Here is a 24396-nt window from a genome sequence, read left to right as displayed (position 1 = left end):
GGGCAGAACGTTGGAACTGGAACGCGAACAGTCGTGCAGTGTGCGAAATCACGACTGCCGGTCACACTACTGTCGAGTACGTGTGCATGTCACCGCTTCCGGCAGACAGCGTTCACAGGTTGACCAGACTTTGTTCGCCCTTGACCGTCCGCTTTCCGGATAACGGACGCTGATTCCAGTGCGGTTGGGAGTCACCGCTGGTCATGGTGGGGTGCGTGGGTCTGGACGAGACTCTCGCGCCAGGCGCTGTGAAGACCCGCGAATCTGCCCTCGCCGGCGATCAGTTGAGCCGGAGTGCCGTCCTCCACCAGTCTGCCGTCCTCCATCACGAGCACCCGGTCCGCGATCTCGACCGTCGAGAGCCGGTGGGCGATGACCACCGCCGTGCGGCCCCGAAGCACCGTCATCATCGCCTGCTGCACGGCTTGTTCGCCCGGAATGTCCAGAGACGACGTCGCCTCGTCCAGGATCAGCACGGCCGGGTCCGCGAGCAGTGCGCGGGCGAAGGCCACGAGTTGCCGCTGCCCCGCCGAGATCCGGCCGCCCCGCTTGCGCACGTCGGTGTCGTACCCCTCGGGGAGGCCGGAGATGAAGTCGTGCGCGCCCAGGGCCTTCGCGGTGTTCTCGATCTCGGTACGCGTCGCGTCCGGACGGCCGATGGCGATGTTCTCCGCGACGGTGCCCGAGAAGAGGAACGCCTCCTGCGTGACCATGACGACGTTGCGCCGCAGTTGGGAGCCGTCCACGTCGCGCAGGTCCACGCCGTCGAGCAGGACCCGGCCGCCCGTGGGGTCGTAGAAGCGGGCCAGCAGCTTCACGAGCGTGGACTTGCCCGCCCCGGTGGCGCCCACCAGCGCCACCGTCCGCCCCGCACGGAGGGTCAGTCCGAAGCGCGGCAGCACCTCGTCGCCCGTGCGGTAGCCGAAGGAGACCGAGTCGAAGACGACTTCGCGGCCGCCGCTCCCCTCGCCGCGCGGCGGGAGGGCCCGCGGTGCGGACGGTTCCGGCACGGACGGGCGCTGGGCGAGGAGCCCCGCGATCTTCTCCAGCGAAGCCGCCGCCGACTGGTAGGAGTTGAGGAACATCCCGAGGTGGTCGATCGGCTCGTACAGCCTGCGCAGATAGAGCGCGGCGGCGGCCAGCACACCGAGCGCGAGATCCTGCGCCGCCACGCGGTAGGCGCCCCACAGCACGATCGCCGCGACGGCGATGTTCGCGGTGAGCCGTGAGGTGACGACGTAACGCGCCATCTCCAGCAGGGAGTCGCCGTTCATCTTCAGATGACGGCCGTTGAGGCGTGCGAACTCCTCGTCGTTCGCGCGCTCCCGGCGGAAGGCCTGCACGGCGCGGATTCCGCCGACGGTCTCCGTGAACTTCACGATGACGGCCGCCATCGCGGTGGAGCGGCCCCGGTAGACGCGCGCGGAGCGCTGCTGGAAGTTGCGCACCAGCAGCGCCAGCGGGACGAAGCTGGCCAGCGCCGCGATTCCGAGACCGGGGTCGAGCCACAGCAGCGTCACCACGATGTAGACGACGGAGACGATGACGGCCAGCAGTTCCTGGAGGCCCTCGTCGAGCAGTTCGCGCAGCGAGCCGACATCGGTCGTGGAGCGGGAGATCAGGCGGCCCGAGGTGTAGCGGTCGTGGAAGTCGACGTCGAGGGCCTGCGCGTGCCGGTAGATCCGTCCGCGCAACTCCAGCAGCACTCGCTGGTTGACGCGGGCGGCGGCGACGATGAAGGCGTACTGGAGCCCTCCGGAGGCGAGCGCACAGAACAGATAGGCGAGGCCGACGGCAGCGAGGAGCAACTGCCCGCTCTGCCCGCCCTCACCTCTCAGCGCCGGGACGGCATGGTCGATGGCGAAGGCGACGAGGAGCGGACCCGCCTGCACCGCCGCCTGCTGCAGGAGCAGAAGCAGGGCCGCGGCGGCGACGCGCGGTTTGTGCGGGCGCAGCAGGGATGCGAGCAGTGTGCGCGCGGCGTGCGGAGGCGCGGGCAGCACGTCGCGGTCGAACGGGTCGGGCACGGGCGGCTGTTCGGGCCCGGACGCGTGAGGGGTCTGCGCGGGGCCGGGCTGCGGCCCGCCCGCCGTTTCGGCTGTGCTGGTCAACTCCGCTCCTTCTCCCGCTCGTTGTTCTCGCCCGACATCAGGCGGCGGTACTCCTCGCTGCTGCGCAGCAGCTCGTGATGCGTGCCGACGGCCGCGATGCGGCCGCCCGAGAGCAGCGCCACCCGGTCGGCGAGCAGCACCGTCGAGGGCCGGTGTGCGACGACGAGCGCGGTGGTCGAGGCCAGCACCTCCCGCAGGGCGGCCTCGACGGCGGCCTCCGTGTGCACGTCGAGCGCGGAGAGCGGATCGTCCAGTACGAGGAATGAGGGACGGCCGACGACGGCACGCGCCAGGGCGAGGCGCTGCCGCTGCCCGCCGGACAGGCTCAGGCCCTGCTCGCCGACCTGGGTTGCGGAGCCGTGCGGCAGGGCGGCGACGAAGCCGTCGGCCTGTGCGACACGCAGTGCGCGGTCGAGCCCGGCCCGCTGCCCGGCCGGCTTCCCGGCCCGGTGTTCCGGCGCGGCATGTCCGGGGAGCGGCGGGGCGCCCGGGGTCAGCCGGCCGGGCGGCGGCACACGGTCGTCGGCCGCGCCGTCCGGGGTGGCGCTGTTGCGGGCGGCGTCCGGTGCGGCCTGGGCGCCTGATCCCGGCCGGGGCGGTGGCAGCGCCGGCATTGCGGCGTGGGCCGGACCGTCCGCGCCCATCAGCACGTTCTCCGCGACGGTCGCGGAGAAGAGCGTCGTCTCCTCGAACGCCACGGCGACCCGGGAGCGGAGATCGGCGCGGCTGAGCGTGCCGATGTCGTCTCCGTCCAGGGTGATGCGGCCGGCCGTCACCTCGTGAAGACGCGGCACGAGCGCCGTGAGGGTCGTCTTGCCGCTTCCCGTCGCGCCGACGAGAGCCATCGTCTCGCCCGGACACACGTGCAGATCGACTCCGTCCAGGACGGGCCGGGTGCCGTCCGGCGCGTCGGGATAGCGGAAGACGACGCGGCTGAAGCGCAACCCGCCCCCGCGCGGGCCGTCCGGGGTTCCGCGCTCCGGCGCGCTCTTGACGAGCACGTCCGCGGGCAGCGGCTCGTCGAGTACCTCGAAGAACCGGTCGGTCGCCGTCGCCGACTCGTTGCTCAGCGCCAGCAGGAACCCGGTCGACTCCACCGGCCACCGCAGCGCCAGCGCCGTGGAGAGGAACGCCACGAGCGTTCCCGCCGAGAGATGGCCCTGGGCCACCTGCAGCGTGCCCAGCACCAGTGCCGCCCCGATGGCGAGTTCGGGCAACAGCATGATCACCGCCCAGATGCGGGCCAGCAGCCGCGCCTTCTCCAGCTCCGTACCGAGGAGCCGTTCGGAGAGTGCGCGGAACGCGCGGGCCTGGCTGCGGTGCCGTCCGAATCCCTTGATGACGCGGATTCCGAGGACCGATTCCTCGACGAGCGTCGTCAGGTCCCCGATCTGGTCCTGTGCCCGGCGCGCGGCGTGGGAGTAGCGGTACTCGAAGACCGCGCACATCCACACCAGCGGCACGAACGGGCCGAGGACCACCAGCCCGAGCGTCCACTGCTGCGAGAGCAGGATGATGCAACCGACCATCACGGTAACGGCGTTGACCAGCAGAAAGGTCACGCCGAACGAGAGGAATCTGCGCAGCAGTTCCAGGTCGGTCGTCGCCCGCGAGAGCAACTGCCCGCTGGGCCAGCGGTCGTGGAAGGAGACCGGCAGGCGCTGAAGGTGCCCGTAGATGTCGGCCCGCATGGCCGCCTCCACGCCCGCCAGCGGACGGGCGCTCAGCCACCGCCGCAGCGCGAACAGCCCCGCCTCTAGGACCCCGACCCCCAGCAGCAGCGCACCGCCCGCCCACACGCCGGCGGTGTCCCGCTCGGCCACCGGGCCGTCGACGATCCACTTCAGCACGAGCGGGATCACCAGACCGGTGCACGAGGCGAGCACGGCGACCAGGGCCGCGGCGAACATCCGCACGCGTACCGGCCGCACGTACGGCCACAGCCGGAGCAGCGAACGCACCGCCGAGCGGCCGCTTTCGGGCGCGGGGCCTGCGCGCGTTCCCCCGCTCGTTCCGACGGGCGTTCCGACGGCCCTGCCGCCGGTCCCGCTGCCGGCCTTCGTTTCCGCGCCGCCCCCGGCCATGCTGCCGGTGGTCTCGTTCCCCGTCCCCGCCCCGGTCGTCACCGGGCTGAGACTACGGCCGGGTGGTTGCATCCTTCATCTGCTTTTTTCCCGCCGAGTCGGTGCTCGCACGTCGGTGGTCCGACCGCAATGCTTCCTCTACGGGACAACTCGAACACCGTGCGTGACCGACTCGCATCCCCTCCGGCAGCGGGTCGTTGGTCTCCGTACGGATGAGCTTCACGGGGAGTGCGGACATGGATCGGGCGGGGCGGACGGAACACTCGTACTGGAAGGGCCTGCTGATGAGGAGCAGTGCGCTGAAGTGCTCGCTGGCCGCGCTGTGCGTGATGGGCGCTCCGCTGGCGGGCTGCGGTGCGATGGTCGAACCGCAGACGCCGGCGCAGTTGATCGAGGTGAAGCCCCGGGACGGTGCAAGGGACGTGACAGCCGGCAGCCGACTGCGAGTGACGGCGACGGAGGGCCGGCTGGAGAAGGTGCGGGTCACCCGCAGAAGCAGGGGCGAGGGCCACGCGGTTCCCGGTGCCATCTCGCCCGACGGGCGGACCTGGCTGCCCGAGGAGTCCGCACGTCAACTCAGGCTCGGCAGCAAGTACAGGATCGACGTCACCGCGCTGGACGAGGAAGGCCGGCGGGCGGCCCGGCACACCTCCTTCACCACGAAGGCCCAGCCGCGGCGCTTCATCGGCTTCTTCACCCCCGAGCACCGGCAGACGGTGGGCACCGGGATGATCCTCTCGATCAGGTTCAACCGCCGGATCGCCGACCGCGAGGCAGTTGAGCGCGGCATCAGCGTCACCGCGAGCCCGCAGGTCGAGGTGGCGCCGCACTGGTTCGGCCGTACCCGCCTGGACTTCCGCCCCGAGGAGTACTGGCAGCCGGGCACGCGCGTCACGCTGGATCTGCGGCTGCGGGGTGTGCGCGGCGCTCCGGAGGTGTACGGGGTGCAGAGCAAGCGGGTCCACTTCACGGTCGGCCGGGACCGGCGCAGCGTGGTGGACGCCCGCAGTCACACGATGACGGTCCGGCAGAACGGCGAGATCGTCAGCCGCGTGCCCGTCACGACGGGGTCCGCGAAGAACCCCACATACACGGGGGAGATGGTCATCAGCGAGAAGTTCGAGGTGACCCGGATGAACGCGCGTACCGTCGGTTTCGGCGGCGAGTACGACATCGAGGACGTGCCGCACGCGATGCGCCTGACGGAGAGCGGCACCTTCCTGCACGGCAACTACTGGGCGTCGAAGCGGACGTTCGGCAGGGAGAACGTCAGCCACGGATGCATCGGCCTGCCGGACAGGAAGGGCGGCGACCCCTTGAGCCCGGCCGGCGAGTTCTTCCGCAGCTCCCTGACCGGAGACGTGATCTCCGTGAGGAACTCCGGGGAGCGCAGGGTCGCGCCGGACAACGGCCTCGGCGGCTGGAACATGTCCTGGTCCGCGTGGAAGGCGGGTACGGCGCTCGACTGAGCGTCCCGGCGCGGAGGGTGCGGTGCCCGCCGGCGCCCCGGAGTGCCCGGAGGAAATCGCGACGGAACGGTGACGGTTTCGGGGATTCCTTCTCCATCTCGGTGTGATTATCTAGCGCATGCACTGTCGTGGTTTCCGCTCGCAGCCGCCACGATGGTGCAAGCAGCCGTGCGAGGGGAGTGGCCCGCTGTGGATCTCAAGACCGTCGCCAGGGACGCCAAGGCAAGGCTCAGCCCGGAGGCGATACGGGGGGACACCAGGACACAGCTCATAGGCGGGTCCGCCGTGGGGCTCGTCGTGATCGCCGTGGTGCTGGTGCTGACCCTGACGACCTGCGGCGGTGCCGGGAGCGTGGCAGGTGACAAGGGCGGCGAGAAGCCGGCCAAGTCCCGGGCGGTCGTGGAGATATCACCGAAGGACGGCGCCGACGGCGTCGGTACGCAGGACGCCCTGAAGGTGACCGCGGCCAAGGGCGAACTCGTCGAGGTGGACGTCAAGGACGAGGACGGCACGGCTGTCGAGGGGAAGATCGCCGAGGGCGGCAAGAGCTGGGCTCCCGCGAAGCACCTGACGACGAAGACGAAGTACACCGTCGAGGCGCAGGCCGAGGACTCCGAGGGGCGGAGGGCCACCGAGCGGGCCGAGTTCACCACGCTCACCCCCAAGAGCACCTTCATAGGCCGCTTCACTCCCGAGGACGGCGACACGGTGGGCGTCGGGATGCCCGTCTCCCTCAACTTCAACCACGCCATCCAGGACCGCGAGGCCGTCGAGAAGGCGATCTCCGTCACCGCCGAACCCCAGGTCGAGATCGAGGGGCACTGGTTCGGGAACAACCGCCTCGACTTCCGGCCCGAGGACTACTGGAAGGCCGGCACGAAGGTCGAACTCGACCTGGACCTCGACGGGGTCGAAGGCTACGACGGCGTCTACGGCGAGCAGGACAAGTCGGTGAACTTCACCGTCGGGCGCAGCCAGGTGAGCGTCGTCGACGCCAAGTCGAAGAAGATGACGGTGACCCGGGACGGCAAGAAGCTCAAGACGATCGACATCAGCTCGGGAAGCGCCGAGAACCCCACGTACAACGGCCGCATGGTGATCAGCGAGCGTCACAAGGAAACGCGGATGGACGGTCGCACCGTGGGCTTCGGGCGCAAGGAGGAAGCCGGCGGGTACGACATCAAGGACGTGCCGCACGCCATGCGGCTCTCCACGTCCGGGACCTTCATCCACGGCAACTACTGGCTCGCACGGGGGCAGTTCGGCTCGGTGAACGCGAGCCACGGCTGCGTCGGGCTCTTCGACAAGAAGGGCGGCGACGACAAGTCCACGCCGGGTTCCTGGTTCTTCCGGGAGTCGATCATCGGTGACGTGGTGGAGATCAAGAACTCCAAGGACAAGAAGATCCAGCCGGACAACGGCCTCAACGGCTGGAACATGGACTGGGACGAGTGGAAGGCCCCGCAGAAGTAGGTCCCTTCCCGCGACGGTGCGGCCGGAGCGCGGCCGCACCATCGGCCTCGTCCGTAACGGCCGTTAACCTTCCCCCATGACTGTGAATCTCGAAGTCGCCGAGGGCGTGGGAACGCTGCGCCTCGACCGTCCCCCGATGAACGCGCTGGACGTCGCCACCCAGGACCGGCTGCGTGAACTCGCAGAGGAGGCGGCCGTGCGCGACGACGTGCGCGCCGTCGTGATCTACGGAGGCGAGAAGGTCTTCGCCGCCGGCGCGGACATCAAGGAGATGCAGGCCATGGACCACACGGCCATGGTGAAGCGCTCCAAGGCGCTGCAGGACTCCTTCACGGCCGTCGCCCGTATTCCCAAGCCGGTCGTCGCGGCCGTCACCGGCTACGCGCTCGGCGGGGGCTGCGAGTTGGCGCTCTGCGCCGACATCCGCATCGCCGGGGAGCGTGCCAGGCTCGGCCAGCCGGAGATCCTCCTCGGGCTGATCCCCGGCGCGGGCGGGACGCAGCGGCTGGCGCGGCTCGTCGGCCCGTCGAAGGCCAAGGACCTCATCTTCACCGGCCGGCAGGTCAAGGCGCCCGAGGCGCTGGAGATTGGCCTCGTGGACCGCGTGGTGCCCGACGAGGAGGTCTACGAACAGGCGCGGGAGTGGGCGGCGCAGCTTGCCAAGGGTCCGGCGATCGCGCTGCGCGCCGCGAAGGAGTCCGTCGACGTCGGCCTGGAGACGGACATCGACTCCGGGCTCGCCGTCGAACGCAACTGGTTCGCGGGGCTGTTCGCCACCGAGGACCGGGCAACGGGCATGCGCAGCTTCGTCGAGGAGGGCCCGGGCAAGGCCAAGTTCGGCTGATCCGCCGGGCGTTGGACGCGGCGGCGGTCACGGCTCGGTGACCCGGCCGGGGCACGCCCGGGAGCCGCTTCCCGGTACGGCGCCCCGCAGCACGGCATTCCGCGGAACGCGTCGTACCGGGGTGGGGTGGCCGGGGGTGGCGCACGCCGCGTTGCCTGTGCGCCCACCCTTGTGGGGGAACGGCCCCCGGATCGGCCGGGCACCGGGCGCTGCGCTCCCGTGACCCGTCGTGGCCGGACGTGACCTGACGTCGTGCCAGGTCAGGGCCGCCGGCACTCGATTCGTCCAGCGCGGGTGGGCAACAGCCCAGCGTGCGGAGGGAGTTGTTCCGGAAATCGGGATCTGGTTGAACGGCCCCACAACTGCCCTGCTCCCCCCATGATGGTTGCCATGGCGGGACAGGGAGAAGTGGCGAGCGTGAGCGAAATGCCAGAAATCCCGGGTGAACCGACGAGCGACGGCCTCCCCGGCGGCGCTCTTGACCTCGTCGGCGACCCCACGATCGGTGAAGTGCGCCTGCCGAACCGCCCCGAGTCGGCGAGATGCGCCCGGGAACTGGCCCGTACCGTCCTCGAGTCGCACTGGGCGCTGCCCGCCCCCCTCACCGACGACGCGGTCCTGCTCGTCTCCGAGCTCGTCGGCAACGCCGTGCGCCACACCGGAGCCCTCGTCTTCGGGCTGCAGATGATGCGCCGCCGCGGCTGGATCCGCGTCGAGGTGCGCGACCCGTCCCGCGGTCTGCCGTGCCTGCTGCCCGTGCAGGGGCTGGACACCAGCGGGCGGGGCCTCTTCCTCGTCGACACCCTCTCCGACCGCTGGGGCGTCGACCTGCTGCCCCGCGGCAAGACGACGTGGTTCGAGATGCGAATCACCACCTGACGTTGTGTCAGAGGCATGCCCCACCGGTGTTAACGTCGCCGGAAATGGAACCGGGCGGCAGGACCGCCGCCCGCCGGTGATCACGGGGGCAACATGGTCGGTGTGCTGTGTCGTGGACATCACGGCAAGTCGGCGCTCTGCGCGTCGCTGATGACATTCGCCCTGCTCACAGGGCTTGCTGGTTGCTCGGGTACGGACGGAGGCGACACCAGCGCCGACGCGGTGCCCGGCACGCCGTCGGACGGCAAGGGCGCGTTGAGCTCACCGAAGCGTTCGTCCGTTTCGCCGGCGAAGCGGGAGGGGGCGTCCGCCGGCGCGAAGCCCACTTCGTCGGCGCTCCCGAAGGCCGCCGACGGCACGGACACCGGCGCCTGCGCCGACGGTGACTGCGAGGTCGAGCTGTCCAAGGGGGACGAAATCCATCCCCCGTCCTCCTCCGGAGTCCACGAGTTCACGGTCCAGGACATCGAGGACGGCATCGTCACCTGGACGGCGCGCTTCAGCGGCGGACGTGTCACCACCTCGGCCCGGGGCATGCAGAACTCCTCCACGAGCTGCTCGAACGGCTTCTGCCGCGGCAAGCTCAGCAGGAGTAAAACCAAGATCGAGATGAACCGGCTCGTCATCGAGTTCAAGGCCATCGGTGCGGACCGCGCCGTCGTGAGGGTCTCCGCGAAGAAGTGACGGGGGCCGGCGGTGCCGGCGGTGCCGGCTGTCGCGGGGGTTGGCCGTGTTTGCTTCGGGTTGGTTTTGCGGGTGCGGGTTCGTGGTGGGTGCGCGTGGGGTTCGTGGTGGGTGCCGGGGGCGTGCCGTTCCGGCGGGTGTCCCGGGGCGGCATGATTTACCTCCCTGGACCGTCAAGGGTTTCCGTGCTGCCCTTCATATGGCGGTCCGCAAATCACTTCCCCACGCTTCGCTGGGGAGACCCCAATGGCCCCGTGCCTCCCGCCTCCACGTCCCGCCCCCTCCCGCCCGTCCGGCGTCTGCCGCTTTCGTCCCCCTTCTCCCCTCCGGGAGTCCGATTGGCCTGCGGGGCGGCTGTCCCGCCGGTGGTCCTTCGGGTCACTCGCGCAGAATCGTCCGATGGCTCAACTCCTTTGCCGCGTGGACCGGTTAATCGCGGCTCCGGGTCGGGTGTGGACGGGCCCGGGTGTCCATCCACATGGCGGGGCCATCTGCCGCGCCCGTCGAGACGACGGGCCACCGGGCAGTGGGCCCGCGCTCGTCGAGGACGACGGGTACGGGCCCACTGCCCGGTGTGGAAGAGGGGATCTTGGTGGGGCCCCTGGGGGAGAGCCGCGGACCGGCGGGAGGGGGCGGGACGCGCAGGGGGGCATGGCCGGGCCCTTGGGGTCTCCCCAGCGAAGCGTGGGGGAGTGATTTGCGGACCGCCATATGGAAGGTCGTACAGAACTCCGTCCGGTTCAGGGAGGGAAATCATGCCGCCCGGACTTGCCCCCCGGAGCGGCACGCCCCCGGCACCCCGCACCCACCCCAGGCGCACCCCCGCACGGGTCGATGGAAACACGGGGCCGCCATGGGCACGGTCCGACTGCCCCCGTACGGGGTCGCCGTCGCCGAGATGACACCGTGAGCAGGACAGCCACGGACACAGGTATGGACGTAGGCACAGACACAAGTACAGGCACGGGGCGAGGAGAGGAACACGCCGGATGAGGATCGAGTCGGCCGACACAGTCGTCACCAGCCCGGGACGCAACTTCGTCACCCTGCGCCTGGTGACGGCCGACGGCATCACCGGTCTGGGCGATGCCACGCTCAACGGCCGTGAGCTGGCCGTCGCCTCGTACCTGCGCGACCACGTCGTGCCGCTGCTGACCGGCCGCGACGCGCACAACATCGAGGACACCTGGCAGTACCTCTACCGCGGTGCCTACTGGCGGCGCGGCCCGGTCACGATGGCCGCCATCGCCGCCGTCGACACCGCCCTGTGGGACATCAAGGCGAAGGCGGCGGGCATGCCGCTGTACCAGCTGCTGGGCGGCGCGAGCCGCCGCGGCGCGCTCGCCTACGGGCACGCGTCGGGGCGGGACATCCCCGAACTCCTCGACTCCGTACGCGCGCACCTCGACGACGGCTACCGGGCGATCCGCGTGCAGACCGGCATTCCCGGCCTCGGTTCCGTGTACGGGGTCGCCTCCTCCGGTGCCGGTTCCGGCGACCGCTACGACTACGAGCCGGCCCGCCGCACCGCCGGCGGCCCGGCCCTGCCGGCGGAGGAGACCTGGGACACCCGGGCCTATCTGCGCCATGTGCCGTGTGTCTTCGAGGCCGTGCGCGAGGAGTTCGGGCCCGAGCTGCCCCTGCTGCACGACGGGCACCACAGGATGACGCCCGTCCAGGCGGCGAAGCTCGGCAAGTCCCTCGAGCCCTACGACCTGTTCTGGCTGGAGGACGCCACTCCCGCCGAGGACCAGGCCGCCCTGCGGCTGATCCGGCAGCACACCACCACGCCGCTCGCGATCGGCGAGGTCTTCAACTCGGTGCACGACTACACGACTCTGCTGAGCGAGCGGCTGATCGACTACGTCCGCTCGGCGGTCACCCACACCGGCGGTGTCACCGCGATGAAGAAGCTCCTGGACCTGGCCGCCGTCTACGGCGTCCGCTCCGGGATGCACGGGCCGACGGACATCTCACCGGTGGGGATGGCGGCGGCGCTCCATCTCGGCCTTGCCGTGCACAACTTCGGCATCCAGGAGTACATGCGGCACTCCGCCGACACCCTGGAGGTCTTCCGCACCTCCTACACCTTCGAGGAGGGGCTGCTGCACCCGTCCGGGACCCCGGGCCTCGGTGTCGAGCTCGACACGGACGCGGCGGCCCGGTTCCCGTACGAGCCCGCGTACCTGCCCGTGAACCGGCTCGCCGACGGGACCGTCCACGACTGGTGAGCCGCGCCGGGCCCGAGCCCGACCTGGGATACGGGCCCGCCGGGGCGGCGGTCCGGTCCCCTCGGCGGGCTGAGCCGGAACCGGTGGGCGGCAGCGGCGCGGCGCGGGGGCGCCCCGCCGGCGCCCGCCGGCGGGGCGGCGCTCAAGTCAGCGATTCCGGTACCGCGCGCCCAGCTTCAGTGCCTCGCGCTGGGACGTGCGCAGAGCGGCGGACACGGACTGCTTCCCTTCGATCGCGGCGCTCAGCTGCTGGGACACGTGGTCACCGAGGCCGGTGAACTCCGGGACGCCGACGAACTGGATGCCCAGGGTGGGGCGCTTCTGCACGCCCGGCTTCCGCGGGTCGGCCTTCCGGATCGCCTTCTCGGTCGCTTCGCCGAACGCGCCGGCGGCCTTCTTGTACTGCGGGCGTTCGAACGTCGACTCGCGTTTCCCCGCGGGCACGTTCTCCCATCCGATCTCGCGGCCGACGAGACTCTCGTACTGCTTGCTCGACGCCCACGACATGAACTCCCATGCCGCACGGGGCTGACGGGTCGACTTCTGCATGCCCCACGCCCATGTGTAGAGCCACCCCGAGGACTTGGTCTTCTCCACCGGCGCCGGCGCGTACCCGATCTTTCCCTTCACGGGTGAGCCGTCGGCCTCCAGGGGGCCCGCTCCCGCGGTCGCGTCGTACCACATCGCCGACTTGCCGCTCTTCATGGTGCGCAGGCAGCCGGCGTAACCGGACTTCTCGGGGTTCTCCTGGCCGTGGTCGCGTACGAGGTCGACGTAGAACTCTGCCGCGTCCGCGAAGCCGGGGTCGGTGAGCCTGGCGTTCCAGTCCTCGTCGAACCACGTGCCGCCGAAGGTGTTGACCACGGTGGTCAGGGGAGCGGCCATCTCGCCCCATCCCGGCTGGCCGCGCAGGCAGATCCCGCTCATGTCCTTCCCGGCGCCGTCGGCGCGCTCCGCCAGCGCGGCGACCTGGCTCCAGGTGGGCTTCTCCGGCATCTTCAGGCCGAGATCGCGGAAGACGTCCTTGCGGTACATCAGGAACGAGGACTCCCCGTAGAAGGGCTCCGCGTAGACCTTGCCGTCGGCTCCGCTCAGGGAGAGCTGGATCGGAAGCATGATGTCGCTCTGGGCGAAGGAGCGGTCCTTGGTGATGAAGGAGTCCAGGGGTCTGAGCCAGCCGCGGCGTGCGAAGTCCCGCGTCTCGAAGTTGCTGATGGTCGCGATGTCGTAGCGGCCGGACTGGAGGGCGAAGTCGGAGTGGACCTCCTTGCGGAGCTCGTTCTCCGGCAGTGCGGTGAAGTCGACCTCGATGCCGGTCCTCTTCGTGAAGTGCTCGGCCGTGAGCTTCTTCAGCTCCAGCATCTGCGGATTGTCGACCATCAGGACTTTCAAGGACTTCTTCTCCGGAGGCTTCTCGTCCTCCGGACTGCATGCCGTCAGCAGGCCCGCCGTGACCGTTGCCGCGGCGACGATCCTTACCGTCCTTCCTCTGTGTCCGGATGTGTACCGGGACTTGAACACGCGGCTCTCCTCGTCGTGGTCCTGGCGCGACCCTGCGAGGGGTGTCCGACGGCACCCGGGGGTTCCGAGGCACCCGGACGCAGCGTGACGCCGATCATGCGGAGAGTTCTACATGCCCGAGATGGGGGAGAAAAAGTCCGGATGACATTCAATCCTGCCTGCTTCTGCCCGAGTTGAGGATGGATTCGAGTCAGCTGACCAGTGGCGGGGGCTGCGGGGGCTGTCGGAGTATGCCCGTTTCCCGTTCTGGGGGTGCCCGTTCCGCTTCCGCGCCCCTGACTCTGGCCTAGTCCAACTTCCCTTGCTACGCGAGTAGTTGAGAAACGAGGGTGTGACGGAAGACCCTTCACGGATCTTCCGTCACACCCTCGCGATTCCCACACCGGCCGGCGGTGCCGGGAGACTCCCGGGAACCCGGCCGTACATGTGTGCCGTGCGCCGTGCGCGGGCTCAGCCCACCGACGTCGCGTCGGAGACGCCGTCCGGACTGCGGCGGGCCGGCACCACGACCTGCCGGTGGAACACCGTCGTCCTGGGGCGCCTGGCGTGGTAGACGAGCGCGGGCGGCAGATTGCGCCAAACCGTGCGGCCCGGCACCACCTCTTCGAAGGTGGTGTGCAGCAACTCCCGGAAGCGCAGCGCCGAGGCGAGCCGCAGTGCATGGACATATCCGAACGTGGTGAACGCCCCGTCCGACGCGAGGACATGGCTCACGCCGGCGAGGATCTCGCGCTGCACTTCGTCGGAGAACGAGGCCCACGGAAGGCCGCTGACGACCACGTCCGCCTTCGCCAGGCCGCGCTCCGCGAGAAGCTGCGGCAGCGCGGAGGCGTCGGCGTGGAGCACCTCCACCCCGCGGCAGCGCCATCGCAGCTGATCGGCCAGCCGGGGATTCGCCTCGACGGCCAGCTGGCGCCCGCGACCGCCCAGCTGCTCCTGGATGATGCTGGTGACCACCCCGGTGCCGGGGCCCAGTTCGACCACGACCGGCTCGCCCAGTTCCGGTATGGGTGCGGTGACTGCCGCGGCGAGTCTGGGGGAGCTGGGGGCCACCGCACCGATGTCGGCGGGTGATCGCAGGAACTCGCGCAGCATCGTGCCGGTCTCGCTCGTCAACGTTCTTGCCTCTCGGGGACGTCAAGGGGCTCGAGGCCGGCCGGGTGAGCAGCGCCTTCGGTGGCTGGCACGAGGGGCTGCGGCGGGGACGGCGCGACCTCGGGGGGCACCACCGTACCCATGGATCGGCGGATGGCGGCCATCTCCGGGGCAGATGAGATGCGGACCCGGCCCGGCCTGCGGCTTCGGGCCGCCGGAGCGGATTCCGTAAGCCGCACAACCCCGTGGAACGGGCTCCGCCGTGCCGATTCCGCGGAGGACGGGCAGGCAGGGCAGGCCCGCCGGGGAGGCCCCGGGCGATCCGGTCGGTCCGGCTCAGGCGGAGCAGGACCGAGGGGAGGAGCTCCTACGGCCGGGCGCCGTGCGGCGGCCGCTCCGGGCGCACCCCGGCCTGCAGCCGCATGACGAGATACCCGAGGACGGACAGCGCGCAGCAGACTGCCAGGGGCGCCGGCGGAAGCGGGTCGGTGCCCAGCAGAGTCCGCAGCGGCGGGAGATAGATCCCGGCGAGCTGAAGGAGGAGCGCCGCACCGACCGACAGCAGCAGGAACGGGTTCGCCAGGGTGCCGGGCCGGGCCCGGGAGCCGAAAGCCACGCCCAGCTGCATCGCGCCGAGGACGAGGAACATCACGGACTGCCAGGGGTGGCCGTTCGTCCGCGCCCACACCCCGGCGGCCAGGGTCACCGCTGTGAGGAACGCGCCCATGAACAACAGCCGTGGCCACAGACCGGCACCCAGCACACTCTCCTCCGGAGGGCGGGGCGGATGCCGCATGGCGTCGGGCGACACCGGTTCCGCGCCGAGCGAGACGCCGGGCAGCCCGTGCGTGAGCAGGTTGATCCACAGAATCTGAGCGGGCAGCAGCGGCAGCGGCATCCCGAGGAACGGACCGACGAGCATCACCAGAACCTCCGCCGTGCCGCCTGCGAGGCCGTAGAGCAGGAAGCGGCGAACGTTGGCGTAGACGCGGCGGCCCTCCTCGACGGCGGCCACCACGGTGGCCGGGTTGTCGTCGGCGAGTACGAGGTCGGCCGCCTGGCGTGCGACCTCCGTTCCGCGCCGTCCCATGGCCACGCCGATGTCGGCCCGGCGCAGTGCCGGACCGTCGTTGACGCCGTCCCCTGTCATCGCCACGACCTGCCCCGCCCCGCGCCACGCCTCGATGATGTCGAGCTTCTGCGCGGGGTCGGTACGGGCGTAGACGCGCACGCCGGTCAGGTCGGTGGGCGTGGCGTTGCGGATGCCCTCGCCGGTGGTGACGTCGTCCTGCGAGGCGGGGATGCCCAGCCGCTGCGCGACGGCACGCGCGGTCAGCGGATGGTCTCCCGTGACCAGCACGGGCGTGATGCCCGCGCCCCTGCACGCGTCGATGGCCGGCTTCGACGCGCTGCGGGGCGGGTCCACGATGCCGACGACGCCGTCGAGGCCCAGGCCCGACTCCCAGCCGCCTTCGGGCTCGTGCGGTCCGGGGATGTCCGACGAGGCGACGGCGAGGACCCGGTACCCCTCCCGTGCCAGCTCTTCCGACCGGTCGGCGGCCGCACGCAGGACCCGTCCCTCGCTGAGGACGCCGGGGAGCAGCACCGCCTCCGGCGCGCCCTTGCAGACGACGTGCAGCCCGCCGCCGGGACGGCGGTGCACCGTCGTCATCCTCTTCCGTCCGCTCTCGAAGGGGATCTCGTCCACGCGCGGCAGCTCGCGCTCCAGCTCCGCGCGGTCGAGGCCGAGTCTCGCTCCTGCCGCGAGGAGAGCCGCCTCGGTCGGGTCGCCCGTCGCCTGCCACTCGACGCCGCCCGCCCGGTCATCGGCCCTGTGGAGCGCCGCGTCGCCGGGCCCGTCACCCGTCGCGCCGCCCGCCTCCCCGCCCGCCTTGTCGACCTTGTCGTCCGCGTCCCGAGTGAGCGCCGCGTCGTTGCACAGCATGGCGCCGCCCAGCAGCTTCGCCAGATCGGGGGCGTTCCCTGGGGTCGAGGTGGTGCCGTCCCGTGCGACCCGCCCGACGGGCTCGTAACCGGTGCCGAGGACCGTCGCCCAGCCGCCGTCCGGTGTCCACAGCCGCTCGGCGACCATGCGTCCCTCGGTCAGCGTGCCGGTCTTGTCCGTGGCGAGCACGGTGACGGACCCCAGCGTCTCCACCGCCGGCAGCCTGCGGACGATGGCCTGCCGGTCCGCCATGCGGCGGGCTCCGAGGGCCAGGGCGAGCGTGACGACGGCCGGCAGCGACTCCGGCACGGCGGCCACGGCGAGGCTGATCGCCGTGACGATCATCAACTCGAGGGGCTGGCCGCGCACCACCCCGAGCACGAGCACCACCGCGCACAGAGCAACCGTCGCGACGGCCAGCGTCCGTCCGAAGCCCACCAGCCGGCGTTGGAGGGGGGTGAGTTCGCGGGCGGTGCTCATGAGCGCCGCGATGCGCCCCAGCGCGCTGTCCGGACCGGTGGCGGTGACCTCCATGCGGCCACGGCCCCGCACGACGACGGTTCCCGCGGAGACGCTGCCGGTCCGTTCGCTGCCGGTCCGTTCGGTGCCTGGCCGCTCACTCCCGGATTGCTCGCCGCCGGACTGCTCGCCGCCGGGCTGCCCGCTCGCGGAACGATCGCCGGCGGGCCGTTCGCGGACGGGGACCTTGTCCACCGGCACGGACTCCCCGGTCAGCGAGGACTCGTCCACCAGCAGCAGCACGGCCTCCAGCACGGTTCCGTCGGCAGGCACGATGTCGCCCTCGGAGAGCAGGACCAGATCACCCGGCACCACCTGTGCGGCCGGCAGGGCCCGCTCCTGCCCGTCGCGCACGACGCGCGCCGTCGGAGCGCTCATCGCGGACAGGGCCGTGACCGCGCGGTCCGCCCGCACCTCCTGCACCACGCCGACGACCGAGTTGGCGGTGACGACGAGAAGAATCACCGCCGCATCGGTGTGGTCGCCGGTGGCGATGGTGAGGGCGGCGGCGACCAGCAGCACCAGGATCAGCGGATCGCGCAACTGCCGGACGAGGCGACGCCACACGGGAGTCCGGCGCTCCACCGTGACCTTGTTGGGCCCGTGCTCGCTCAGGCGGCGTGCCGCCTCGTCGGCCGACAGGCCGCTGAAGGGGGGTGCGCCACCGCGTGCGCCCTCAGGACTCACCATGACGATGCTACGAAGGCGCCCGCCCGGCGGCGACCGGACGCGGGAGGCGTCGACCGGCCCGTCCATGCGCCGCCTGGCAGACCGGTACCCGTGGAGCCGCCAGGGTCGCCCGGGTCACCCTGGCGCGTCCGTCCGATCCCGCGCCCGTCCGCTCCCGCGCCGCTGCCGGCCCGAAGGACGAGGAAAGCCCGTAGCCCTCGTCCGGGCCGGCAGCGGCGGGAGGGGCGCCTGCCCCTGCCGTCAGCGGGAGGCGACGGCGGCGATGAGGCGCTGTTCGGCGTCCTCGCCCGCTGTCACCTTGGGCAGCCGCCACATGAAGAACGCGCCGGCCAGCCACCACACGCCGACGATCAACCACTCCGAGGGCCAGACGAGGGCCGCGGGCATGCCGGGCAGGTAGAGCACGGCCAGTCCCAGGCTCAGCACCAGCGCGGCGACACCGACGGCCGGCCCGGCCGGGGTGCGGAACGGCCGCTCCATGCCCGGCTCCCGGCGGCGCAGCACGAGGAACGACAGCACCACGACGACGTAGGCGACGACGATGTTGATGCCGCCCGCGTCGACCAGCCAGACCAGCATCGGCCGTCCGAAGAACGGGGCCACCACCGAGAGGGCCCCGACGAAGAGCACTGCATTGCCCGGGGTGCGGTACTTCGGGTGCACCTTGCCGAACCAGGCGGGGATCATGCGGGACTCGGCCATGGCGTACAGCAGCCGGCTGCCGCCGATGAGGAAGGCGTTCCAGCTCGTCAGGATGCCGGCGATGCCACCGATGACCAGGACGTCGCCCATGGTCTCGTTGTTCCACAGGGCGGCCATGGCTTCGGCGGCGGCGACGTTGGAGTCGGCGAGGGCGGAGGCGCTGAGCCCGGAACCCACGGTCAGCATGATCATGATGTACCACGCGGTTGCGCAGAGCACGGAGATCACCAGGAGCTTGCCCACCTGGCGGTACGGGAGCTTGATCTCACCGGCCGACTGCGGAATCACGTCGAAGCCGACGAAGAGGAAGGGCACGGCGACCAGCACCGTGAAGATCCCGTCCATGCCCCCGCCGGTCATCGGCTCCATGGTGTCGGTCGAACCGCCCATGAAGGCTCCGGCGAGCAGCGCGGCGCCAGCACAGAGCAGGAAGAGCACCGCGATGGTCTGGAAGACCGCCGCCGGACGTATGCCGATGTAGTTCACGGCCGTGATGGCGATCGCAGCGATCACGCCGACGGCGACCCAGCTCGCGTAGACGTCGTAGTCGGCGATCGTCCACATGTGGCCCACGAGCATGTCGGGGAAGAGGTTGACCAGGCTGTGGGGCAGCGCGACAGCTTCGAACGCGGCGACCGACACATAGCCGAGGACCATGGCCCAGGAGGCCAGGAAGGCGCCCCGTCCCCCGAGCGAGCGCAACGCGTAGTGGTGCTCGCCGCCCGCGTGCGGCATCGCCGAGACCAGCTCCGCGTACGTGAGCCCGACGAGCGTGACGACCACGCCGCCCACGGCGAAGGCGATCGCCGCGCCCACCGGCCCCGCGTCGCTGATGAAATCGCTGGTGAGAACGACCCACCCGAAACCGATCATGGCCCCGAAGGCCAGTGCCAGAACATCTCCTCTGCCGAGCACGCGGAGGAATCCGCCGTTGTCGTCCGTCATTCGCCGATCCTGTCTCTCGGGGGCTCGCGGCGTGGGGGAGGGACAGCAGTGGACCGGGCGTGGGGACATGGGCACCACAATCAGGATGTACAAGTTGCACCGCATACCTATCCAGATTGATGAAACCCCAGGTCAGCCAGGTAGCTGTGTGACTGATCCCGGCATGTGCGGCCCAACGGACCTGCCGGGCCGGCCCGGGATGCGGCTCGGCCGGGCCGGCGCACCCTCCGCGGAGACGTGCGCACCGGCTGCTGGTGGTCCCCGTTCGACCGTGCTGATCCGCTCACGGGACACCCAGGTCCCGCGCCCGTCCGGCCCCGCGCCCGTCCGGTCCTGCGCCCGTCCGGTCCTGCGCCCGTCCGAACCCGCGCCCGGCCGGTCCCGGCGAGCGGGCCCGCGGTGCACGGCGCACACTGCGGGTACGCGCGGCCGGCAAATCTCCCGCGACCCTCCGGAGGCAACGGTGACGAGCACGCACGAACCTCCGCACGTGCCGCCGGCAGTCGCCGGAGTGGAGGCCGATCCGGGCAGAAGGCTCGCACTCGCATGGGCCGTCGACGAGGCGGACCGGCGCGGCATCCCGCTGCGGCTGGTGCATGCCTGGGGTTCACCGGCCGCGACGCTGCGCTCCGCGGAATCCGGCGACCTGCGGCAGGAGCGGGACGCGCTGCTGCGTGCGCGGGGTGAGGGTGCGCTGGAGCAGGCCGCCGCCTTCGCCGCACAACGACGGCCGGGGGTGGGGGTCTCGACGGTGCTCGCCGAGGGCGAGGCGGCCTGGGTGATGCGTCAGCAGGCCGAGGATGCCGCCTTCGTCGTCCTGGGCTCCTGGGGGCTGAGCGAACGGAAGGCCCTCTTCAGCTCGTCCTCGGTCGTCCTGCCCGTCCTCGCCGACGCACCGTGCCCGGTGGTCGTCGTACGGGAGGCGGAGCACGTCACCACGCGTCCGCCGTACTTCGTCGTGGGTGTGGACGGCAGCAGTGACTCGGGCGCGGCCGTCGACTTCGCCTTCAAGGAGGCCTCACTGCGCGGTGCCGACCTGCGGGCGCTGTACGTGCGGCATCCGTCCCGGCGTGGAGGCGATGACGACGACGCCGCCGTACAGGAGAGCCGTGCGCTGCTCTCCGAGACGGTGGCCGGACGCACCGCCGCCGACCCCGATGTCGGCGTCTACCACGAAGTCCTCGGCGGACACCCGGTGGACGTCCTCACGAGGGAGTCGGCACACGCCCTCGGCCTCGTCGTCGGCACGCGCGGTCACGGGGGATTCGCGGGGATGCTCCTGGGCTCCGTCAGCCAGGGGGCCGTGCACCATGCGCAGTGCCCGGTCATCGTCGTGCCGGCGGGCGCCCGCAGCCACTGAGGTGCGCGGCCGGCACCCGCTCCGGCGGCGCTCCGCGCGCCCCGCGACAGATTCACGACATCAGTCCGGTCGCAGATCGCGCGGTTTCCTACGGTGAGGGCGTTCGCCGCCCTGTGCTGACGCGTCCGCCGCGAGAGGAGTCCGACGTGAGTGGAGCTAGGACCGACCGGAACGTAGCCGTCGTAGGAGGAGGGGTGGCCGGACCGACGGTAGCGATCGGGCTCGCCCGCTCGGGATACGAGGTGAAGCTCTACGAGGCATACGCACGCCGGGTCCAGGACGTGGGCTCGTTCTTCAACCTGGCACCGCTCGGACGCAAGGTGCTGGAGACGCTGGGAATCGCCGACCGGGCGCTCAAGAGCGGGACGATCTGCACCGGGATCACGTTCCAGAACCACAAGGGACGCTGGCTCGCCAAGAACCCCGAGACCACCACCAACATCATGCGCGGAGAGCTCAGCGCGGCGCTTCGTGAGGCGGCAGTCGCCGAGGGCGTGCAGCTGTTCACCGAGAAGCGGCTGGACGCGTTGACCGAACGGCCCGACGGCAGCTGGGAGTTGGGCTTCGCCGACGACTCCTCCGCCGAGGCCGGCATCGTCATAGGCTGCGACGGCGTCCACTCCGACGTCCGCCGTCTCGCCCTGCCGCAGGCCCCGGGGGCGAGCTACGCCGGCGTCGTCGGGTCCGGTGGTCTCTCCGAGGTCGGCGAGCAGTTCAAGGTCGACGGTCTCTTCCACATGACCTTCGGGCTGCACGGCTTCTTCGGCTACCAGACCATCCGCCCCGGCACGATCCTCTGGTTCGAGAACCACTACGAGTACGAGGAACGGACGATGGCCGAGCTCGCCCGGCTCAGCAACGCCGAGTGGGTCGGCTCCCTCGTCGAGCGGCATCGCACCGACCCCGGGGTGGTGAGCGAGGTCATCAAGGCCTCGGCGGGGGAGGTGTGGCGCTGGCCGGTGTACGAGGTGCAGCAATTGGAACAGTGGCACCGGGGCACTGCAGTGGTGATCGGCGATGCCGCGCACGCCATCCAGCCGCACTTGGGGGTGGGGGCGACGCTGGCTCTGGAGGACGCCTACGAGCTGACTGCCACGCTGCGGCGGCAGCCCGACGCGGCCGCCGCCTTCGCCGCCTTCCAGGCCGACCGCAGCGCCCGCACCAAGGAGATGAACAAGCAGGCCCAGCGCATGGGAGCGTTCATGGCCCCGCGGCACTGGTGGCAGCGGACGATGCGCGACCTCATCCTGCCTGTTGCGGTCAGGTCGGCGATCAAGAGGAGCGAGCAGGGCTTCGGCTACCGGTTGCAGCCCTGGCCGCCGGCCGGCCAGATCGCTTGAGCGGTGCACTTCCCCGGCCGGCGCTCAGCGCGCGCCGGCCGAGGACCCGGCGCGGGCGCCGGGATGAGCCGGGCCGGCAGGGGCCGGCTCGGCACGGCGTCGCCTCAGCGAAGGTCGCCGGTGAGAATCCACAGATGGCCGAACGGGTCACGGATGCGGCCCGAGCGCATGCCGTAGGGCCGGTTCTCGATCGGCACGACCACCTCGGCGCCCTGGTCCACCATGCGCTTGCCCACGGCGTCGGGGTCGTCTGCGACGACCTCGAGGAGGACCGCGGAACCGCCGATGTCGTCGGGCGAGAGCCAGCCCCACTCCGACACCGCCGGCGAGACCCGGAAGGACTGCTCACCGAGGTCGTGGAAGACGACGCTGGGACGGCCGTCGTCGCCCTCCGGAGCGCGGAAGGTCTGCTTGGCGCCGAGTGTCTCCTGGTAGAACGCCGAGGCACGGTCGGGGTCGGGAACGATCAGGCGAGGAAGCATCTGCATGGCCGTCATGCTAGTCACGCGCCGCGGGGCGGAAGCGTGAAAGGCGCGACATCTGCCGGGGATCTGTCACGCCGTGTCAGGCATGACACCTTGTGCCGCACTCCTTTCCGACTCCCCGTCAACCGGACGGCGCCGCACTAGAATTCCGGCATGACGGTCCACGCGGTAACTCCCAAGCTCGTTGTCAACGACGCACGCAAAGCACTCGACTACTACACGCGGACCCTGAGCGCGCAGGTCGAGGACCGGCACGAGGCCGAGGGCCGGATCGTGCATTCCGTGGTGCGGGTCGGGCCTTCGGCCGTGCAAGTCAAGGACGCCGACTCGGTCGACCAGGACCCGCTCAGCCTGGGCAGGCCGGGCGTCCTCCTCCAGCTCACCGTCGAGGACCCTGACAGCGTCGCCGGCGCCATGGTGAAAGCGGGCGGCGACTACGTCTTCGAGGTGGCCGACCGCGAGTACGGCGCCCGAGCCGGCCGGGTCAGGGACCCCTTCGGCCACGAGTGGCTGGTCCAGACTCCGATGAGCTGAGCATCTCGCGCCTGCGGCATCGCCTGCGGCCCCGCACCCGGTTCTCCGGGCGCGGGGCCGCAGGCGCAGCGGGCTCAGCTCCCGGGCTTGATGTTGACGTTGCGGTGGAAGAAGTTGTCCGGGTCGTAGACCTGCTTCAGCTCAGCCAGGCGCTTGTAGTTCTTCCCGTACGCCTCGCGGACCCGCTCGTCGGCGTCCGTTCCGAGATGGTTGGCGTAGACGCCCTCCACCGTGTAAGGCAGCAGCTCGGTGTAGACGCGCTCCGTCCACTCCACGGACTCTTCGTCCTTCGCCGGGTCCGTCCAGGAGGGCAGGATGCTCGTCAGATAGCCGTCGCGGTGGGGGAACGGGGTCGCCTCCGGCGAGACGTCCAGCATCGCTCCGCCCATCTGGGCGCCGCCGACCAGGCTGCGCTGCGAAGGTGTGTTGACGAACCCGTCAGCCAGGATCTGCATCGCCTCGGGGTGCAGCTCCGGCAGGAGGAACGAGCGCGGGTAGTAGCGGTGTCCGGCGACCGTGTTCTCGTCGAGCAGCCGCTGGACGGCCACATAGGGCATCACGCCGCAGTGGTCGAGCACCAGACGCGAACCGAGGCCCCGCATCTCCTCGATCAGGCCCTCGGTGCTGTCGTCGGGGGCGGCGTGCATGAAGCCCATGCCGACGGCGTGTTCACCGTTGGGAGCGACCAGGAAGGCGAACGACGTGGTGAGCGCGTTCGGTGCGGTCTTGTTGAACTCGTCGATGCGGCTGGTCACTTGGACCGTCTGGTCGATCGGGAAGCCCAGGATTCCGGCCGCGCACTCGCCCTGGGGGTAGAGCTTGAACTCGAACCTGGTGACAATGCCGTAGTTGCCGCCGCCGCCCCGGATCGCCCAGAACAGATCCGCGTCGTCCTCGGGGCTGGCCCGCACCAGCGAGCCGTCGGCGAGGACGACGTCGGCCGAGATCAGGTTGTCGACGAGCAGGCCGCGATAGCGGGCCAGCCAGCCCAGGCCACCACCGAGCGCCACGCCTCCGATGCCGATGTAGGACTCCTGCGAGCCGGTGACGGCGAGACCGAAGCTCTGTGTCTCCGCGTCGACGTCCCCCTGCAGCAGCCCGGGTTGGACCACCATGCGCCGGCGGTGCGGATCAACGTGTATGCCGCGCAGGTTGGAGGTGTCCAGCAGCAGGCCGCCCTCGGTGGTGCCCGAGCCTGCGAAGCAGTGGCCGCCGCCCTTGATGGCCAGTTCGATCTCGTTCTCGCGGGCGAACTTCACGACCTTGATGACGTCCGAAGCGCCGTCCACGCGGACGACGGCACCCGGGCTCTTCTGGAAGTACCCGTTCCAGATCAGCTTGCGCTCGTCGTACGTCGGGTCGTTGGGCTCGATCACCTCGCCGCGGATGGCGCCGCGCAGTTGCTCAAGCGTGGCATCTTTGACGGTGGTTCCGGCCGTGTTCACGAGTACCACGTCGGTTCTCCTCAAGTGGGTGTGAGCAACA

General features: G+C 70.8%; 17 protein-coding genes. 9 read left to right on the top strand and 8 right to left on the bottom strand.

Annotation, left to right across the window (positions count from 1 at the left end):
- Nucleotides 1–191 precede the first annotated feature (191 nt).
- Both H180DRAFT_RS25045 and H180DRAFT_RS25040 read right to left on the bottom strand, forming a co-directional pair.
- The gene (locus H180DRAFT_RS25045) at nucleotides 192–2027 is read right to left on the bottom strand and encodes an ABC transporter ATP-binding protein (protein ID WP_055488490.1); all 1836 of its coding nucleotides are present in this window, start codon (nucleotides 2025–2027) and stop codon (nucleotides 192–194) included.
- Between the two features lie 80 nt (nucleotides 2028–2107).
- Nucleotides 2108–4021 carry an ABC transporter ATP-binding protein gene (locus H180DRAFT_RS25040; RefSeq protein WP_254666183.1) on the bottom strand — a complete coding sequence of 638 codons (1914 nt, stop codon included), beginning with the start codon at nucleotides 4019–4021 and terminating at the stop codon, nucleotides 2108–2110.
- Between the two features lie 503 nt (nucleotides 4022–4524).
- Here H180DRAFT_RS25040 and H180DRAFT_RS25035 point away from each other — a divergent pair.
- The 6 genes from H180DRAFT_RS25035 (at nucleotide 4525) to manD (ending at nucleotide 11775) form a co-directional block, all read left to right on the top strand.
- Complete coding sequence (locus H180DRAFT_RS25035) at nucleotides 4525–5664, top strand: L,D-transpeptidase (RefSeq protein WP_254666182.1); 1140 nt, start codon at nucleotides 4525–4527, stop codon at nucleotides 5662–5664.
- A gap of 189 nt (nucleotides 5665–5853) precedes the next feature.
- Complete coding sequence (locus H180DRAFT_RS25030) at nucleotides 5854–7137, top strand: L,D-transpeptidase (RefSeq protein WP_055488412.1); 1284 nt, start codon at nucleotides 5854–5856, stop codon at nucleotides 7135–7137.
- Between the two features lie 76 nt (nucleotides 7138–7213).
- Complete coding sequence (locus H180DRAFT_RS25025) at nucleotides 7214–7981, top strand: enoyl-CoA hydratase/isomerase family protein (protein ID WP_055488411.1); 768 nt, start codon at nucleotides 7214–7216, stop codon at nucleotides 7979–7981.
- Nucleotides 7982–8407: 426 nt separating this feature from the next.
- Complete coding sequence (locus H180DRAFT_RS25020) at nucleotides 8408–8860, top strand: ATP-binding protein (RefSeq protein WP_055488410.1); 453 nt, start codon at nucleotides 8408–8410, stop codon at nucleotides 8858–8860.
- A gap of 102 nt (nucleotides 8861–8962) precedes the next feature.
- The gene (locus tag H180DRAFT_RS25015; RefSeq protein ID WP_139151439.1) at nucleotides 8963–9544 is read left to right on the top strand and encodes a hypothetical protein; all 582 of its coding nucleotides are present in this window, start codon (nucleotides 8963–8965) and stop codon (nucleotides 9542–9544) included.
- A 989-nt stretch (nucleotides 9545–10533) separates the two neighbouring features.
- Nucleotides 10534–11775, top strand: coding sequence for a D-mannonate dehydratase ManD (gene manD / locus H180DRAFT_RS25010; RefSeq protein ID WP_055488408.1), 1242 nt, complete (start codon nucleotides 10534–10536; stop codon nucleotides 11773–11775).
- A 147-nt stretch (nucleotides 11776–11922) separates the two neighbouring features.
- Here manD and H180DRAFT_RS25005 read toward each other — a convergent pair whose 3' ends face one another.
- The 4 genes from H180DRAFT_RS25005 to H180DRAFT_RS24990 all read right to left on the bottom strand — a co-directional run bounded on the left by H180DRAFT_RS25005 (nucleotide 11923) and on the right by H180DRAFT_RS24990 (nucleotide 19192).
- Nucleotides 11923–13218 carry an ABC transporter substrate-binding protein gene (locus H180DRAFT_RS25005; RefSeq protein ID WP_254666181.1) on the bottom strand — a complete coding sequence of 432 codons (1296 nt, stop codon included), beginning with the start codon at nucleotides 13216–13218 and terminating at the stop codon, nucleotides 11923–11925.
- A gap of 528 nt (nucleotides 13219–13746) precedes the next feature.
- Nucleotides 13747–14412 carry a class I SAM-dependent methyltransferase gene (locus H180DRAFT_RS25000; RefSeq protein WP_074466986.1) on the bottom strand — a complete coding sequence of 222 codons (666 nt, stop codon included), beginning with the start codon at nucleotides 14410–14412 and terminating at the stop codon, nucleotides 13747–13749.
- Between the two features lie 346 nt (nucleotides 14413–14758).
- On the bottom strand, nucleotides 14759–17545 hold the full coding sequence (locus tag H180DRAFT_RS24995) for a cation-translocating P-type ATPase (protein ID WP_055488487.1): 2787 nt from the start codon (nucleotides 17543–17545) through the stop codon (nucleotides 14759–14761).
- Between the two features lie 240 nt (nucleotides 17546–17785).
- On the bottom strand, nucleotides 17786–19192 hold the full coding sequence (locus tag H180DRAFT_RS24990; RefSeq protein ID WP_055488406.1) for an APC family permease: 1407 nt from the start codon (nucleotides 19190–19192) through the stop codon (nucleotides 17786–17788).
- Between the two features lie 463 nt (nucleotides 19193–19655).
- Between H180DRAFT_RS24990 and H180DRAFT_RS24985 the strand changes: the two genes are divergently transcribed.
- Both H180DRAFT_RS24985 and H180DRAFT_RS24980 read left to right on the top strand, forming a co-directional pair.
- Entirely contained in the window at nucleotides 19656–20552 is an 897-nt protein-coding gene (locus H180DRAFT_RS24985) for a universal stress protein (RefSeq protein ID WP_254666178.1), read from the top strand.
- Between the two features lie 113 nt (nucleotides 20553–20665).
- Nucleotides 20666–21892, top strand: a complete 1227-nt coding sequence (locus H180DRAFT_RS24980) for an FAD-dependent oxidoreductase (RefSeq protein ID WP_368073146.1) — start codon at nucleotides 20666–20668, stop codon at nucleotides 21890–21892.
- Nucleotides 21893–21996: 104 nt separating this feature from the next.
- Here the strand turns inward: H180DRAFT_RS24980 and H180DRAFT_RS24975 are convergent, their stop codons facing one another.
- Nucleotides 21997–22380, bottom strand: coding sequence for a VOC family protein (locus H180DRAFT_RS24975; RefSeq protein WP_055488404.1), 384 nt, complete (start codon nucleotides 22378–22380; stop codon nucleotides 21997–21999).
- Between the two features lie 150 nt (nucleotides 22381–22530).
- Here H180DRAFT_RS24975 and H180DRAFT_RS24970 point away from each other — a divergent pair, with 150 nt between their 5' ends.
- Entirely contained in the window at nucleotides 22531–22911 is a 381-nt protein-coding gene (locus H180DRAFT_RS24970; RefSeq protein ID WP_074466984.1) for a VOC family protein, read from the top strand.
- Nucleotides 22912–22985: 74 nt separating this feature from the next.
- Here H180DRAFT_RS24970 and H180DRAFT_RS24965 read toward each other — a convergent pair whose 3' ends face one another.
- The gene (locus H180DRAFT_RS24965) at nucleotides 22986–24365 is read right to left on the bottom strand and encodes an FAD-binding oxidoreductase (protein WP_055488403.1); all 1380 of its coding nucleotides are present in this window, start codon (nucleotides 24363–24365) and stop codon (nucleotides 22986–22988) included.
- Nucleotides 24366–24396 lie beyond the last annotated feature (31 nt).

The sequence above is a fragment of the Streptomyces sp. WMMB 322 genome (assembly GCF_900090145.1).
Lineage (GTDB): Bacteria > Actinomycetota > Actinomycetes > Streptomycetales > Streptomycetaceae > Streptomyces.
Note: the sequence above shows the minus strand (reverse complement) of the source record. Positions and strands in the feature narration are given on the sequence as shown.

What these genes read in the sequence shown, in the direction of transcription:
- H180DRAFT_RS25040 (WP_254666183.1), bottom strand. Translation starts at nt 4,021, where the DNA reads ATGTTCGCCGCGGCCCTGGTCGCCGTGCTCGCCTCGTGCACCGGTCTG.
- H180DRAFT_RS25035 (WP_254666182.1), top strand. Translation starts at nt 4,525, where the DNA reads ATGGGCGCTCCGCTGGCGGGCTGCGGTGCGATGGTCGAACCGCAGACG.
- H180DRAFT_RS25025 (WP_055488411.1), top strand. Translation starts at nt 7,214, where the DNA reads ATGACTGTGAATCTCGAAGTCGCCGAGGGCGTGGGAACGCTGCGCCTC.
- H180DRAFT_RS25020 (WP_055488410.1), top strand. Translation starts at nt 8,408, where the DNA reads ATGCCAGAAATCCCGGGTGAACCGACGAGCGACGGCCTCCCCGGCGGC.
- manD (WP_055488408.1), top strand. Translation starts at nt 10,534, where the DNA reads ATGAGGATCGAGTCGGCCGACACAGTCGTCACCAGCCCGGGACGCAAC.
- H180DRAFT_RS24995 (WP_055488487.1), bottom strand. Translation starts at nt 17,545, where the DNA reads ATGGTGAGTCCTGAGGGCGCACGCGGTGGCGCACCCCCCTTCAGCGGC.
- H180DRAFT_RS24990 (WP_055488406.1), bottom strand. Translation starts at nt 19,192, where the DNA reads ATGACGGACGACAACGGCGGATTCCTCCGCGTGCTCGGCAGAGGAGAT.
- H180DRAFT_RS24975 (WP_055488404.1), bottom strand. Translation starts at nt 22,380, where the DNA reads ATGCAGATGCTTCCTCGCCTGATCGTTCCCGACCCCGACCGTGCCTCG.
- H180DRAFT_RS24970 (WP_074466984.1), top strand. Translation starts at nt 22,531, where the DNA reads ATGACGGTCCACGCGGTAACTCCCAAGCTCGTTGTCAACGACGCACGC.